Raw genomic sequence first — 14,969 nt, forward strand, 5'->3', positions numbered from 1 at the left:
TCATAAATGATAACAAAACAGTCCCATTTCCTAAAAGGAAATGGGACTGTTTTAATAAGTGTTAACGATATTTAATTATTACAATTTAAATTTCTTAACACTATCACGCAGACTTTCCGCCATTGTAGACATAGTCGAAGCAGAATTTGCGATTTCTTCAAATATTGCAGTTTGCTCTTCAGAGGTAGCGGCAATTTGTTGAACATTGCTTGTTGTTTCAACAGATATTGCACTTAGCTCTTCCATTGATTTAGATACTTGTTGAACACCATTATTCATGTCTTCAATCGCAGTATTAACCTCTGTGATTTGCGTATTAACACCTTCAACTGATTTCTTGATATCAGCAAAAGCACCTCTTGCATGCTCAAACGTTGTAACACCATCTTCTAATTTGCTGTATCCAGAGTTCATTGCCTCAACAGCATTTGAAGATTCTACTTTAATAGTTTCAATTTTATTTGTAATATTGTTTGCAGCAGTTCTAGATTCCTCCGCTAATTTACGCACCTCTTCAGCTACTACTGCAAATCCTTTACCATGATCCCCGGCTCTTGCTGCCTCAATCGAAGCATTAAGCGCCAACAGGTTAGTTTGGTCTGAAATGGCAGTAATCAATGAAATAATTTCGCCGATTTCATTCGTTTGCTTGCTTAATCTATTAACAACCTCAGAAGTATGTTTCATAGATTGGTGAATTTCATCCATTTGCTCAAGCGCGGAATCAATAACCATGGAACCATTTGTTGCAACCTTAGAAGTTTCATTAGAATTTGTAGACACGTCCTTAACATTTGCAGCAATAAGCTGCATACCATTAGAAACATCAAATATCCCTTTGTTCATTTTATCGATATTTTGAGTCTGATTTTCCACACCACTTGATACTTCCTGAATAGATTCAGTTACTTGAACAACGGAAATATTTGTTTGCTCAGCACTTGAGCTAAGTTCTTCAGCAGTTGTTGAAACCTCTTGGGCATTATGAGCGATTTTATTAATTAAAGTGTTAAGATCCAATACCATTTGCTGTGTTCCAGCTGCTAGCTGACCAATTTCATCTTCTCTATTAATATTCAGGTCTTTTACTTCTAAGTTACCATCAGCAACTTGGTTTACGTAGTTCTTTATAGCAATGATAGGATTTGTAATTCGTTTGCTAATAAAGTAGGCAATGATTATTCCTAAAATAATAAAGATGACAGTTAAAGCTAATGACGTATAAAGTGCCTGTGATTTCAGTGCATTGATAAATGATGCATCCATATCAATACCAGCAATCATATCTGTTCCCTTTATAGGAGCAAAGATAGATTTATGAACCCCGAATTCATCCTTATAAATATCACTATATTGAATTTTTCCTTCTGATAGTGTTTGTTTCATAGCATCAGAAAAAGTGTAATCCGACCCTTGCTCGTCAGAGTTACTTAATGCAACAATGTATTCGTTATTCCCTTTTTTTGCAAGAACATAAGTGTTTTCAACCTTATGTTTTTGCTGGTAATAATTCACTTTGTCTAGTAGTTCTTTATATGTATCTGCATTGCCACTATCAGCACTTTCTACAAGAGTAGGATCAATGTTTTCAACCATGTCATTAAGAACTGTTTCTAAACGATTCTCAAACTGGTCAATAACATAATTGTTAATAATATTCATTGAAAAAGTATAAAGAGTTGCACTAAATATAACGGAAAAAATAGCAATAGGTATAACAAAATCTAAAATGTTTTTAAATAGTATCGACTTTTTTCTAGAGGGTAACTTCAACTTTCATACCCTCCATTTTCATTATGGATTTCTCAATAGCTGTTATCATATGGTCTAAATGTTCCACTTCTGTATATGGTGAAATCGAGAATAATTTAGAAACATAAATAGGAAGACGCTCAATTGAATCACTTACATCTACTAAGCATTGCTTTTTAGTATCACCGAAAAATACATCTTCACGTTGTTGACCAAGAATTTCAAATAATTCATAGTTTAATTCGTTTGTAAGATTTATTTGTTCAGCAGTTGCTTGACCGCTTTGTTCAAGATCCCATTGTACAGTGTCTTGGTAAATACGGAATGTAGTAATAGGACCGATATTTTTTTCGTTAGTAATTCCCATATTAGGGATTCTTTCTTTTAGCATTTTTCTGAAGGCGATATTAACGCGAACATAATTTGCCAGAATCTGTTGGTAGCCTTCAACACCGAACGCTAATAATGCTGCATAAATAGCAATTGAGCTTCCCATTCTTGAGCATTCTAATGTATAACCTGTATGGTAGCTTCCATAACCACGATTACCAACATAAGGAGTTTCAAACTCTTCAAGGTCAAGAAGACCAAGGCTCTCACCATTTTTCACTAGGAAAAGACTTGTTAAATATGGTGTTTGACCAAGCTTTTGGAAGTCAAAGCATAGGCTATCCGCGATTGAGATATACTGCATTCTTTCATTAATTTGCATTAAACCTTCCAATACATCCTTTTCAAAGTTAAGAGGATTGTTAGTGAAATTGTAATTGGCAAATAATGAATAGAATCCGCCTAATGCAGAATCTGCATGAATATGTATTGGTTTTAACTGATGTTTTTTCTCTAATTCAGTCGTAATTTCTTTAATACTTTTCACATCGTCAATACCGAAGCTATCAGTAGTTCCAGTTGTAGCTACAACATAGATTGGAATACCGCCTTTTTGAATAACAGCTTCCATTTTCTCTTGAAGATCTGTTATGTCCATTGCAAAGTCGCTTCCAGCTTTAACGCGAATTAAATGGTTGCTGCCTATTCCAGTTGCTTCAACAGATTTTAATAGACTATAATGGGCATTTTCTGAAGCGAAGCAGTAAAGATTATTTGGTACGCCTTCCTCTTTAGCATTTGGAAATTGCTTAGCAATTGCTAGACGCAGACCGCTGAAAACGGCACCCTGTCCACCCCAAGTAGTGTATCCCCAGCTTTTTGTGTAATCATACCCAACAAGCTTAGACATCATTGAAATTACTTTAACCTCTGCTTCTGCTGCTGCAGGGCCATATACATCCCATAGGTTGTTTCCATTTAAAATCGAAGTCGTTAGTAGTCCAATAATTCCAGGAATACTTGCCATTGGTAAAACATTAGTAACGAAATTTCTAGTATGGTAAGGATGTCCATCAGAAAGAGCGATCAGTTTATTTACTATTTCCTCCATATTAATTCCGGAGTTTGGAGTAGCGGCATTTTCAACTATTTCTTTGTACAAATTGTCACTTTTCTCTTGAATAGGACCTAATGTAGATTTGTTAGGATCCTTCTTGCTATCAATTCCACTTAATAATTGCTCGATATAACCTAATAATTCTAATTGCTGCTGTTTATTTCCATCTTCACTAGGAAATAACTGCTGTACTTTTTTAAAATCCATAATTTCCTCCAAATTATTTTTTGCTAATAAGATAAATACTTTAGAATCTAAAAAAGAGGTTCAAAAAAAAAGGCCCTATGTAAATAAGGGCTGCAAACAAAAATACATTAATAATATGTATGTTGCAGCTCAGCCATCATAGCTATAAAAATGCCTTAGACCCGAAGCTTTGCGTCTTCACTTTTCAGTGAGTTTGCCAGAGATATATAAAGAATTTATCCTACTAACCTATGTCAAAATTATCGGTCGAATTTCCTATTTTTTTAGCAAAATTTTAAAGTTGTTAAATTCTGAAAGTTCAACACTTTTAATTTTCTTTAAACCTTTAAATGTTCGTTTGCTAAAGTACATACTTCTTTTACAAAAACTTAATTTATTGTTTTTATAGTTCTTTTATTTATTAAAGATATTTCACCATGTTTTCACTAAACATTATTAAACTGCAAATATCGAAAGGAGGAAAAAAACAGTCAACATTAGGTTTAGGAAATGTTCTGGGTTTTCTTTTATAGCAACCAGTTATCATCTTTCACAGTTTTATTAGGAATAAGGAAGTTAGACAGGAAGAACACAAATTTGTTTATCCTTTCCAACTAAACCATCTATAAATTAATGAAATCCACGCTTACTTATAAAATGAAAAAATAATACTAACAACAAGGAGCGAATAAAATGGGTATTTTCAAGCGAATTAAAACAATTACAACTTCAAGTATAAATGGAATATTGGATAAAGCCGAAGATCCAATTGCGATGCTGAATGAATATTTACGAGAAATGGAGCAAGAGCTAAATAAAGCACAATCTGCCATTTCCAAACAGCTATTTGCTGAAAACAAACAAGCTGCATTAATAGCACAAACGAAGGAATATATTGGGCAAAGAACACGACAAGCAGCATCGGCTCTCCAGAAAGGAGATGAGGCCGCTGCTAAATTGGCGCTCCAGGAAAAAATCAATCTTGAACAACAGCTTAGCCTGTATAATCAACAGCTTGATGCAATCAAGGAGCAGACGATTATACTGGAGGACAAGTTTAGAGAGCTGCAGAACACACTTAATGAACTGAAGCAAAAGAAAACGGTGCTTGCATCTCGTGCAAATGTTGCGAAAAACGCTAAGCAAATCCAAAACATTACTGTATCCTTCGGTGCAGATAATATTTTGCGAGGTGTTACTAGAATGGAGGAGAAAATCCTCTTTTTGGAAGCAGAGGTCCAAGCTGGAGGATATACAACGACTCCATTGAACGGTGTTGACAACACTGTTAGTGAAGAGGCAATAGCTGCTGAGCTGAATAAGCTTAAGGGTGAAAAAGAGGCTATATAATTTAGGGGAAAGCACCTGGTTTGGTGCTTTTTCTTTTTGCGATGAAGAGAGAAAGTGCTTAATAAACAGACGGAAATCCGCAGAACGGTTCTTTAACAGAACAACGGAATAAGACAAGGACACATAATGGCGGCAGGCTTTGTCGGGCATGAGAGTGCACAGGTTTGAATATTGCTTTTGTGCATGAAGGTAAGTGTTTCAGATAAACTTAACAATAATCATTGTCTTTACGAGATTTTGCTTAGATAGGAAATTAATGCCAAGTCTATCATAAGGGTAGATAATTTCTGCCTTTTACGCTCTTTTCTTATTTTTAAAAAAATAGGTGTGTCCATGGGGAGAAGCGGTTTCTGTTAAGCACTTTCGCTAATATATTATAAGGTATTAAGAAATCAAGTTTGGTAAGGGAGGCGGCGGTTCAGTTGGAGTCAATCGTAATGGAGAAGGACAAGCTGTAATTACCATGATAACGGAAAAAAAATAATGGTGTACAAGCCTGTGATAGGAAGATAATTACAGATAGAAATAAAAATATGATGATGTATCTAAATGCCAACAAGCAGGGCAATGAAAGAAAAAAAACCATTGCATGTTGAAACAATATACGAAGTAATTAACATTCTATTATTAGTTTAAGGAATCTTATTGTGCATACCAATGGCTTGTCTTCACAGGTTAACGCAGGTATCTTCTTAATTTATGTATTCTTCGATAAAGTGACTGGGCTCATTACCAAAAGCACCTCTTAATACAATCCCCTATAATACCATTAAAACCTCCTTCTCACTTACTTGAAAGGTGTACTCATTAAAAGAGTGCACCTTTCTCTATTCACATCATAGACTGATATATTTAAGTCAATTCATCATTTTTCATCACTGTCTCATAAATCGGTATCTGTATTATAACAGAAAAGGACGAGCTGCAATATATTGTTAAAGAAGAAATAATTAACAGATGGAAGGGGAAATATTTATGAAGCTTCATTTAGATTTCATGTTATTTCATAAGCATAATAAGAAAAAGGACTGCAAATGCAAGGATAAACACAAACATGGTCACAAATGTGACGGCAAATGTGTAGATGGCATTAAAGACGAACTTAAAAGACTTCATGGTCGTCTTGTAAAGATTGTTACAAATGGCGGATATTTTATTGGTGTGGTAGGTAAGGTTGATTGTGACACAGTAGCAATAGGACCTGCACCATGGTATTATCCTATCACTGTTTCCCTTTGTGAAATTAATGCAATAATTGAATTGCCATATTATCCTTATTACGGCGGTTCAGAAATGACTGTTGCTGATCAGCTGGCAATGAACTATGCTGGTACTCTAGAAGTTGACGCTGACTAATTGGCTAATGTAAAAAGGGTGTACTCTAAAAGAGAGTGCACCCTTTTTCTATTATCCGATTAAGTGAAGGCAAAACTCGAGGTCTGCTTGTAAATGGCTCTTCATCAGCTGTTCTGCTTTCTGGCCATCTCTTCCTTTAATTGCTTCATATATTTGCTCATGTTCATCAATAAGATGTGGGCGGTTATAGAAAACAACTGTTTTTCTGAAAAGATAAATAGTGGATTGCATGCGGTCAATAATGTCAATCATGACAGGGTTATTGCTTGATTGCACAATAATTTCATGAAAGCGCTCGTTCGCCTTCATGATTTCTTCTACCTCCCCATTCTTACCGATTTCAACACATGTCAATAATTCCTCGAGTTCTTTTTCTTTTATGTATGAGGCTGCACATTGAGCGGAATATCCTTCCAAAAGAATGCGGACTTGGAACATATTTCGTAAGTCTTTCTCTGTCGGTTTCACAACTCGTTTGTTGACGATTAGTCCCTCGTACTCCAACTTCCGAATAGACTCCCTGATTGGTGTTCTGCTCACACCCAGCTCTGCTGCAATTTTTTCTTCGACAATCTTAGTACCACCTTGCAGCTCACCATTTAGTATCTTGTCCCGTAAGATTTCATAGGACTGATGCGAAGCAGAACGTGAACGTTCACTTCCATACATAGTTTCACCTCCAGTACATTAGCTATTTATCTGTATCTTACCAAAGAAAAGCTAAAAATAATATATAGAAAAATACCTGACAAGAAATTTTGTATACAAAAAATAAAAAAATGTATACATTTTTTATGTAATCGTGTACAATGAGTTTGTGGAAAGTTGAAAACGATTGCATTAGTTTCAATATTTTAAAAAAACATATGTATACAAATTTGCAAATGCTTACAAGCCTGAGGAGGAATATAGATGGAACAAAAAGTTGGTTTTATTGGATTAGGAATTATGGGGAAGCCAATGTCGCTGAACCTTATAAAATCAGGACACTCTCTGACTGTATTAGATCTTAATAAAGAGGCAGTTGCACAGCTAACAGCTGCTGGAGCGGAAGCTGCTTCTACTCCAAAGGAGCTTGCAGAGAAAGCAGATATTATTATCACCATGCTACCGGCGTCAAAGCATGTAAAGGACGTTATTGTTGGCGAAAATGGAATTTTGAAAGGTGCTAAGCCAGGTACTGTAATAATAGATATGAGCTCAATCACACCAAATGTGTCGCGTGAGCTTGCTGCAACTGCCGCAAAACAGGGCGTAGACATGCTTGATGCGCCTGTAAGTGGTGGAGAGCCGAAAGCAATAGATGGAACATTATCGATTATGGTTGGAGGAAAGCCAGAGGTTTTTGAAAGCGCTAAAAAAGTTTTAAGTGGAATGGGCAAGGACATCGTTTTAGTTGGAGACAATGGCTGTGGCGTAACAGCAAAGCTTGCTAATCAAATAATTGTAAACCTTAACATTGCAGCAATGTCAGAGGCGTTAGTTCTTGCAGCAAAAGCAGGTATTGATGTTGAGAAGATGTATGAAGCAATTCGTGGCGGACTTGCAGGCAGTACAGTATTAGATGCTAAGGTACCAATGATTCTGGAAAGAAACTTCACTCCTGGCGGCAGTATCGCTATTAATATGAAGGACATTACAAATGTGATGGACACAGCACATGAAATTGGCGTGCCATTGCCTTTATCTAGTCACCTGTTGGAAATATTCCATGCATTAAAAACAGACGGAAAAGTGAATGATGACCATTCAAGTATTGTTCGATATTACGAGAAGCTTGCTAATACTGAAGTAAAGAAGGCGGAAAAATAATGGAAAGCATGCGTTTAAATGCAGAATACCTTAAGCAGCTGCCAGCGGTAGATAAGAAGGAAGCAGATAAGGTAGCAGCAGAGGCACTCAAGGAATTAAACAAAAAAATCATCGTGCTTGATGATGATCCGACAGGTGTGCAGACGGTGAATAATATTTCTGTCTTCACGGATTGGTCAGAAGAAGCAATAGAGGCTGGTTTCCAAGAAGCTGCTTCCATGTTCTTCATTTTGACGAACTCAAGAGGGCTGACAGAAAAAGAAACAGAGGCTGTTCATCGTGAAATTGCTGAAAATATCCTAGCAGTCGCAACAAGACTAGATAAGGAATTTTTGATCATAAGCAGAGGAGACTCCACTCTAAGAGGGCATTATCCTCTTGAGACTACTGTCCTTCGAGATACACTTGAAGCAAATTCTGCTCTTAAGATAGACGGAGAAGTAATACTGCCATATTTCAAAGAAGGCGGTCGGTTTACACTGAATAATGTCCATTATGTCCAAACAGGTACAGAGCTTGTTCCAGCTGGAGAAACGGAATTCGCAAAAGACCGTACATTTGGCTATTCCAGTTCTCATCTTGGAGAATGGGTCGAAGAAAAGTCAAATGGGGCATTTTTAGCAAAAAACACCTTATATATTTCGATTGAACAGCTTCGTGCAATGGAAGTAGAAGCTATTGCTGAACAGCTTACTAATGTACAGGATTTTAATAAAATAGTTGTCAACGCTGCTGATGAAGCCGATGTGAAGGTCTTTACAGCAGCACTTGTAAAAGCAATTCAGGCAGGCAAAAACTTCTTGTTCCGAACAGCTGCAGCACTGCCGAAGGTTATAGGAGGAGTTCAAGACAAAGGTCTTTTAACAAGGAAAGAGCTAGTGAACGAAGAGACAACAAACGGTGGGTTAATTATTGTTGGTTCTCATGTGAAGAAGACGACAGAGCAATTAGAAAAATTAAAAGAGTTATCTTCCATTGAATTTATTGAGTTTAATACAAACCTAGTTTTAGAACCTAATAAATTTAAAGAAGAGTGTGAACGGGTAATTGGCGCAGTAGAGGATTTTATCACGGCAGGCAGGACAGTAGCTGTTTATACAAGCAGGAAAAGGCTTGATCTGGGAGAAAACAAAAAAGAAGAAGAATTGAAGCTGTCTGTCTCCATTTCGGATGCTGTTACGTCCATTGTCACTAAATTAAAGGTGCGACCGAATTTCCTAGTAGCAAAAGGAGGCATAACTTCTAGTGACGTTGGCACAAAAGGCCTCGCCGTAAAAAGAGCAACCGTTGCTGGTCAGATTAGACCAGGAATTCCAGTGTGGATTACAGGAGAAGAAAGTAAATACCCAGGTATGTCCTATGTAATCTTCCCGGGGAATGTTGGAGCAGTAGATGATTTAAAAACAGTTGTTGAGCTGTTGAGCGGTAAGGATTAAGCAAATATAGTCACGGAATGCCTTTATGGCATTCCAAAACTCAAAAGGGAATCGAGGGAGAAATATGCCGATTGTATATATATGTATTGGGGTAGCGCTTTTGCTCTTATTGATGGTGGTCTTTAAGTTAAACGCTTTCATATCGCTTGTGATTGTGTCTCTGCTAGTAGGTGTTATGGAAGGCATGGCACCAACCGAAGCAATGGAATCTATTACAACTGGTCTCGGCAGTACATTAGGCCATCTTGTTTTAGTTATCTGTTTTGGGGGTATGCTCGGTAAATTAATGGCCGATTCTGGTGGAGCCCAGCGAATTGCAACAACGTTGATTAATTCATTTGGGAAAAAACGAGTCCAGCTTGCTGCCGTTCTAACAGCAGGGATAGTTGGGATTGCATTATTCTTTGAAACAGGTGTAGTTGTATTAATTCCGCTTGTGTTTACAATTGCAGCACAAGCAGGTGTGCCAATTCTTTATATCGGAATGCCAGTCATTTCTGCTTTAATCACAATGCATGGCTTTGTACCACCTCATCCAGGACCAACAGCAGTTGCTGCTGTTTATGATGCTAATATTGGCAAAACATTGTTATATGGTGTGCTTATCGCGATACCAGCTATTTACTTAAGTGGTCCACTTTATGTGAAGACGTTTAAGAAAGCAGATTTAGAAGTTGAAATACCAAAAGGGTTATTCACGCCAAAGCATTTTAAAGAAAGTGAGCTTCCAAGCTTTGGTATCAGTGTGTTTACTGCACTTATTCCAGTTATTCTTATTGCATTCCAGGCAATAGTTGAAATAGCGATGCCTAATTCATCATTGCTGCCTGTTGCACAGTTTTTAGGTGATCCTGGCTTTGCTTTACTGGTAGCGGTTATTGTTGCCATTTTTACATTTGGCTTAAACAGAGGCAGAAAAATGCCGGAAATTATGAATTCCATTTCTGAGTCAGTAAGCAGCATTGCGATGATTCTGTTAGTTATTGCAGGGGGCGGGGCATTTAAGCAGGTTCTGATTGATACACATGTAGATCAATATGTCGCTAACCTGATGGAAGGCTCCACAATGTCACCATTAATTCTGGCATGGCTTATCGCTGCAATCCTGCGGGTGGTTCTAGGTTCAGCAACAGTTGCAGGCCTAACAGCAGCCGGCATTGCAGCTCCATTAGTCGGAGCGGCACATGTGAGTCCAGAGCTGATGGTATTAGCGACTGGGGCAGGAAGCATGACATTCTCCCATGTTAATGATGCAGGATTTTGGATATACAAGGAATATTTCAATCTTTCCATTGGAAAAACAATCCGTACATGGTCTGTTATGGTTACAATAGCTTCCTTAGTTGGACTCGCTGGTGTGCTGATTATTAACTTCTTTATTAGTTAAATAGTTTCTACTATAAAATTGGTGTTAAAGGTAAATATTCATATGACTGCATTCTAAACATATTTAGAATGCAGTTTTTTTGCGTATGCATATGTAATAGGTTCAAAGCTATGTATGCTCGGGAAAACAATAGGAATAATAAAAGGTAGATAACTTAAATGTGAGGAGAGTTGTATTGGCAAATTTTAAAGGTCTCCCGGCACTGATGATATTGGATGTACAAAAGGGATTTGATGATCCATATTGGGGAAGCAGGAATAATGAGCAAGCAGAAGAAAATATTGCGCGGCTTTTGAAGGAATGGCGAAACAATAACGGGAAGATTATTTATTCTCAACACCTGTCCGTTCAACCGCAATCTCCACTCCACTATAAGAATAAGGTTGGTATACAGTTTAAGGAAATAGTACAGCCGAAAAGCACTGAAAAAATTATTCAAAAAAACGTTAACAGTGCCTTTATTGGTACAAGTCTGGAAACCTACCTTCAAGAGCAACAAATAGAAGAATTATTGATAACAGGTTTATCAACACAGCATTGTGTTTCAACGACAACACGAATGTGTGGAAACTTAGGGTATAAAACATTCCTCGTAGCTGATGCTACTGCTGCATTCGAAATTACCGATCATAACGGAGTTCCATATGGTGCAGAAGCAATACATAATCATGAGTTAGCGATGCTTCAAAAAGAGTTTGCGACAATCCTAACGACAGATGAGATTATCGGTGAGTTAAACAGTTTATAGTATATGAAATGTAATGTAGTAATTATCAAAGTTAAACTAGGAACCAGCCACATGTAGCGGCTGGTTCCTGTTTTATCCTTATTATAAATCCTGTAAGTCTTCAATAGAGTCTATATCCATATATGCCGGAACTACAAGACCATTTTTTAAACCAGTAAAGTTTGGTCCTAAGTCAACGAAGTCACCTTCGAATTTCTCATAATAGGCAGCATGTGTAGTCGGTAATGCGGCGCCTATCATCGCATCGACACTGCCGTCAGAAACACCTGCCCACATTGCTCCTGGCTCAACTTGTATTAAGTTCACGGAATATTCCAATTCTTTTTCTAACACGTATTTAACGACATTATTACTTGCGATGGAATCCGCCCATGCAGCATATGTCATACTTATTTCTTCACCATTACCAGGCTTGACACCTTCTGTCCAGGAATTCACTAAATCCGCATTTTCAGCGACCCATTCCTCAGCTGCTTCCTGTTCAGATTTTCCACTTTGAATTTTTACCATTACATCCTGCATTTCTTCAGGGCCCCATTCGAATTGGTCAAGGAACTTATATGCTTCAGGTAAATCGTCTTGCAAGCCATGTCTAACAAGTGTATGTATGTATTCCTCCCCGCCGTAAAGTTCTTTTGGATCCTCCAGCATTTTTAAATCGAACTCATTAAATATCCAGTGTGGAACCCAACCAGTTACAATAATCGGATCTTCATTTTTTATGGCTTTTGTTAATTCAGCTGTCATGGCAGTATCTGATCCTTCGATTACTTTCCATTTTTCATCAAGTCCATATCCAGGTAATACATTATTTTGGGTAGCATTCATAAGACCAGATCCAGGGTCTATACCAACAATTTCATAATCTAACTGTTCTCCAAGTGACCCACTCCCACTTGTTTCACTTCCTCCACAAGCAGTTAATCCAATCGTTACAGCCATTGCTAATGTTACTCCGCTAAGTTTTTTTAGCACCAAAAAACTCCCCTCTGCATTCATTTTTAGGCTAAATAAAGTGTAACTGTATAACAAATTGAATACAAAGGGCGTAATTGGGGTTAATCCTCTGTAAACTATGTACAGACGAAACTGTATGTTCAACATGTACTGTATACTTAGTAATCCTCTTGTTTCCTCCAGATTCCTTTTGAGAATTTAAAATAGTCTGTGTATTTCCAACCTCTTTTTCGGGAAAAAAATTAATTATTTATAGTTGTACTTATGATTTAGCCAGGAAAAAAGACTATTATTCATACATAAAACCAATAATGCTACTCCAAATGAGACCAGTTTCATTCACTAAAGAATAGTATAATAGACAGGAAGTTAAGTAGGTAACAGCACTTATTAAACTAATTTAATAAGTGCTGTTACCTAGAGCTAAATAAATTAACTATTATGGAGGGACTCAAATGATTAAATTAGTTATTTCTGATATGGATGGAACATTTTTAAATAATAATGGAGACTTTAACAGGGATTTATTTAAAAAAACAAAAAAAATCATGAAGGATAAAGGAGTCTTGTTTGCTCCATGTACTGGAAAGCAATGTGAACGGATAGAAGAACTATTTGGAGAAGATGCGAGTGATTTGTGGATATTAGGTGATAGTGCTACACGTATAAAGCACAACGACCTTTTTGTGTATGAATCCTTAATTGTAAATGATCTGGGCTTGAAAATAATTGATCTTCTAGAGGAAATAAATCTAGATCATACAATAATTGCTTGTACAAAAACAGGGGCGTATGTAAAAGAAACAATTTCTCCTGATGAGTTTGCGATTGTACGCCGTTCCTTTGCTAAGCTTAACCGTGTAAAGGATTTTCATAGTATTTCTGAGAACTTTATAAAAATAACAGTACATGATCCAGCATTGCAATGTGTGGAAACAAGAGAAAGGCTAGCGACATTTTTTGACCATGCTTATATTGTTGCATCAGAAGCAGCATGGATTGATATTACAAATGCAAATGTTCATAAAGGTACGACGATTGATCATTTGCAGAAGCTGTTGAATGTGACACCAGAGGAAACAATGGTTTTTGGTGATGGATACAATGATTTAGAATTAATGGCTTCTGGGGCTTACAGCTTTGCGATGAGAAATGCTTTTCCAGAAGTACAGGCTGCAGCTAATTTCATTACTGGATCAAATGAAGAAGATGCTGTTATGAAAACAATTATGCAATTTCTTTCCTTGCAGAGTGATAAGGAAGAATCAGCTTCGGTCAAGGATATTTAAAAGATTGTGATAAAAATGTATTTATGCTATATTAGCACCATGCTTTTTTAAGTAATTTAAAAAGGTTTATTGGTGGTGAAAGTAATGAATGAATTATCAGCTACTCCAAAATCTATGAAAAAAGTTATCCATACTGGTATTCGCAAATCATTGTTGGAATTGGGGAGCGCTACTAAGGTTGAACTTAGTAATACATTAGATATCAGTTTTCCGACTATAAGCAAATTTTTGTCCCAGATGGAAAGGGACGGAGAGATTTATTTAGTTGGGCTAGATGATTCTAGTGGTGGAAGAAGAGCAAAAAGATATTCATATAACGCGGAATATATGTTAGGTTTGTCCATATTTTTGGAACGAACCGAAACGAATTATACAATATTCAATTGTGCGGGTGAAATAAAAGAAACAGGAACTGTTCAAAGTGTGTTAAAAGATGATGACTTAACGTCCTTGAATGGCTGTATCGAAAGCATCATGGCTAAATACCCGAAAATAAGCTCTATTGCAATTGGAGTTCCAGGTTCTGTTGATAATGGCCGAATATTTTATATACCAGGTTATGATTCCCTTCAAAATTTTGACCTGAAAAAGTATTATGAGGATCGTTTTTCTATCCCTGTAGTTGTGGAAAATGATATGAATGCAGCTGTGCTTGGATATCATTTCAATATGGGCATGACCGAAAAACACTCGCTCGTATATTTGTATTTTGGTCAAAATGGACCAGGAGCCGGCATTATGATTAATGGAGATGTAGTTAGAGGAAGTACATTTTTCTCTGGAGAAATCTCGTTGATTCCTCAGTATAATGATAAGAATTTTCAAGAGGCATTGAATAATGAAGCTATTAAGATTGATGCAATCAGCAGGTTAGTAGCCTCATTTGTATCCATTCTTAATCCACATGCCATCATATTCAACAAGGCTGAGGTTGAACAACAGCTATTAGATGAAATTGTAAATAATAGCTTAATATATGTACCTGCAGAACATCTTCCAGAACTTACATGGAGCGATTGGAAAAAGGATTACTTATACGGGCTGCAAAGTCTTGCTCTTGAGCAAATTATGAAGGAATAATCAAAAAAAGGTGCTGTACTGCTATTTTGCTTCTATCCATTTTGAGCAAAATAGCAGAAGTACCTTTTTTTCTATTTAGTCACTTCTAATAATTTTCAAATGTAATGGCAATAAAAAACCAAAGGCAATTACAAACGCAATGATCGAAAAATAGCCATTCCACCATTTA

The 14,969-nt window shown here is 36.8% G+C and carries 12 protein-coding genes and 1 riboswitch; of the genes, 8 read left to right on the forward strand and 4 right to left on the reverse strand.

The window, feature by feature from the left end; all coding sequences use genetic code 11:
* Positions 1 to 78: 78 nt before the first annotated feature.
* Positions 79 to 1,773, reverse strand: a complete 1,695-nt coding sequence (locus NQZ71_RS24205) for a methyl-accepting chemotaxis protein (RefSeq protein ID WP_317011917.1) — start codon at positions 1,771 to 1,773, stop codon at positions 79 to 81.
* Positions 1,757 to 3,406 (reverse strand): pyridoxal phosphate-dependent decarboxylase family protein, encoded by a 1,650-nt coding sequence (locus tag NQZ71_RS24210; protein WP_317011918.1) that lies wholly within the window; start codon positions 3,404 to 3,406, stop codon positions 1,757 to 1,759. Before NQZ71_RS24210 ends, NQZ71_RS24205 begins: the two co-directional genes overlap by 17 nt.
* A 120-nt stretch (positions 3,407 to 3,526) precedes the next feature.
* Positions 3,527 to 3,614: riboswitch (cyclic di-GMP riboswitch) on the reverse strand.
* A 464-nt stretch (positions 3,615 to 4,078) separates the two neighbouring features.
* Here NQZ71_RS24210 and NQZ71_RS24215 point away from each other — a divergent pair.
* Both NQZ71_RS24215 and NQZ71_RS24220 read left to right on the forward strand, forming a co-directional pair.
* Entirely contained in the window at positions 4,079 to 4,735 is a 657-nt protein-coding gene (locus tag NQZ71_RS24215; protein WP_260055001.1) for a PspA/IM30 family protein, read from the forward strand.
* A gap of 975 nt (positions 4,736 to 5,710) precedes the next feature.
* Positions 5,711 to 6,091 carry a hypothetical protein gene (locus NQZ71_RS24220; RefSeq protein WP_275008637.1) on the forward strand — a complete coding sequence of 127 codons (381 nt, stop codon included), beginning with the start codon at positions 5,711 to 5,713 and terminating at the stop codon, positions 6,089 to 6,091.
* A 51-nt stretch (positions 6,092 to 6,142) separates the two neighbouring features.
* Here NQZ71_RS24220 and NQZ71_RS24225 read toward each other — a convergent pair whose 3' ends face one another.
* Positions 6,143 to 6,760: a GntR family transcriptional regulator gene (locus NQZ71_RS24225; protein WP_144457617.1), complete on the reverse strand. Its 618-nt coding sequence runs from the start codon at positions 6,758 to 6,760 to the stop codon at positions 6,143 to 6,145.
* A 243-nt stretch (positions 6,761 to 7,003) separates the two neighbouring features.
* On the opposite strand from NQZ71_RS24225, the gene garR reads away from it, so the two are divergent.
* From garR to NQZ71_RS24245, 4 genes are all read left to right on the forward strand, one after another.
* Positions 7,004 to 7,903, forward strand: coding sequence for a 2-hydroxy-3-oxopropionate reductase (gene garR / locus NQZ71_RS24230; protein ID WP_144457615.1), 900 nt, complete (start codon positions 7,004 to 7,006; stop codon positions 7,901 to 7,903).
* Positions 7,904 to 7,911: 8 nt separating this feature from the next.
* Positions 7,912 to 9,339 carry a four-carbon acid sugar kinase family protein gene (locus NQZ71_RS24235; RefSeq protein ID WP_260055031.1) on the forward strand — a complete coding sequence of 476 codons (1,428 nt, stop codon included), beginning with the start codon at positions 7,912 to 7,914 and terminating at the stop codon, positions 9,337 to 9,339.
* Between the two features lie 64 nt (positions 9,340 to 9,403).
* Complete coding sequence (locus NQZ71_RS24240; protein ID WP_144457613.1) at positions 9,404 to 10,726, forward strand: gluconate:H+ symporter; 1,323 nt, start codon at positions 9,404 to 9,406, stop codon at positions 10,724 to 10,726.
* 205 nt (positions 10,727 to 10,931) lie between these two features.
* Complete coding sequence (locus tag NQZ71_RS24245) at positions 10,932 to 11,474, forward strand: cysteine hydrolase family protein (RefSeq protein ID WP_275008745.1); 543 nt, start codon at positions 10,932 to 10,934, stop codon at positions 11,472 to 11,474.
* Positions 11,475 to 11,555: 81 nt separating this feature from the next.
* Here the strand turns inward: NQZ71_RS24245 and NQZ71_RS24250 are convergent, their stop codons facing one another.
* Entirely contained in the window at positions 11,556 to 12,449 is an 894-nt protein-coding gene (locus tag NQZ71_RS24250) for a glycine betaine ABC transporter substrate-binding protein (RefSeq protein ID WP_144457611.1), read from the reverse strand.
* A 437-nt stretch (positions 12,450 to 12,886) separates the two neighbouring features.
* On the opposite strand from NQZ71_RS24250, the gene NQZ71_RS24255 reads away from it, so the two are divergent.
* Together NQZ71_RS24255 and NQZ71_RS24260 are read left to right on the forward strand one after the other, a co-directional pair.
* A complete protein-coding gene (locus tag NQZ71_RS24255; protein ID WP_260055005.1) occupies positions 12,887 to 13,720 on the forward strand; it encodes an HAD-IIB family hydrolase in 834 nt (277 codons plus the stop codon).
* An 84-nt stretch (positions 13,721 to 13,804) separates the two neighbouring features.
* Positions 13,805 to 14,800 carry an ROK family transcriptional regulator gene (locus NQZ71_RS24260; protein WP_260055006.1) on the forward strand — a complete coding sequence of 332 codons (996 nt, stop codon included), beginning with the start codon at positions 13,805 to 13,807 and terminating at the stop codon, positions 14,798 to 14,800.
* Positions 14,801 to 14,969: the final 169 nt, after the last annotated feature.

Origin of the sequence: Niallia taxi (genome assembly GCF_032818155.1) — a bacterium.
Classification (GTDB): Bacteria; Bacillota; Bacilli; order Bacillales; family Cytobacillaceae; genus Niallia; species Niallia taxi_A.

Excerpts from the sequence above, each read along its gene's own strand:
- NQZ71_RS24210 (WP_317011918.1), bottom strand. The coding sequence starts at position 3,406 with ATGGATTTTAAAAAAGTACAGCAGTTATTTCCTAGTGAAGATGGAAAT.
- NQZ71_RS24215 (WP_260055001.1), top strand. The coding sequence starts at position 4,079 with ATGGGTATTTTCAAGCGAATTAAAACAATTACAACTTCAAGTATAAAT.
- NQZ71_RS24220 (WP_275008637.1), top strand. The coding sequence starts at position 5,711 with ATGAAGCTTCATTTAGATTTCATGTTATTTCATAAGCATAATAAGAAA.
- NQZ71_RS24225 (WP_144457617.1), bottom strand. The coding sequence starts at position 6,760 with ATGTATGGAAGTGAACGTTCACGTTCTGCTTCGCATCAGTCCTATGAA.
- garR (WP_144457615.1), top strand. The coding sequence starts at position 7,004 with ATGGAACAAAAAGTTGGTTTTATTGGATTAGGAATTATGGGGAAGCCA.
- NQZ71_RS24235 (WP_260055031.1), top strand. The coding sequence starts at position 7,912 with ATGCGTTTAAATGCAGAATACCTTAAGCAGCTGCCAGCGGTAGATAAG.
- NQZ71_RS24240 (WP_144457613.1), top strand. The coding sequence starts at position 9,404 with ATGCCGATTGTATATATATGTATTGGGGTAGCGCTTTTGCTCTTATTG.
- NQZ71_RS24245 (WP_275008745.1), top strand. The coding sequence starts at position 10,932 with ATGATATTGGATGTACAAAAGGGATTTGATGATCCATATTGGGGAAGC.
- NQZ71_RS24255 (WP_260055005.1), top strand. The coding sequence starts at position 12,887 with ATGATTAAATTAGTTATTTCTGATATGGATGGAACATTTTTAAATAAT.
- NQZ71_RS24260 (WP_260055006.1), top strand. The coding sequence starts at position 13,805 with ATGAATGAATTATCAGCTACTCCAAAATCTATGAAAAAAGTTATCCAT.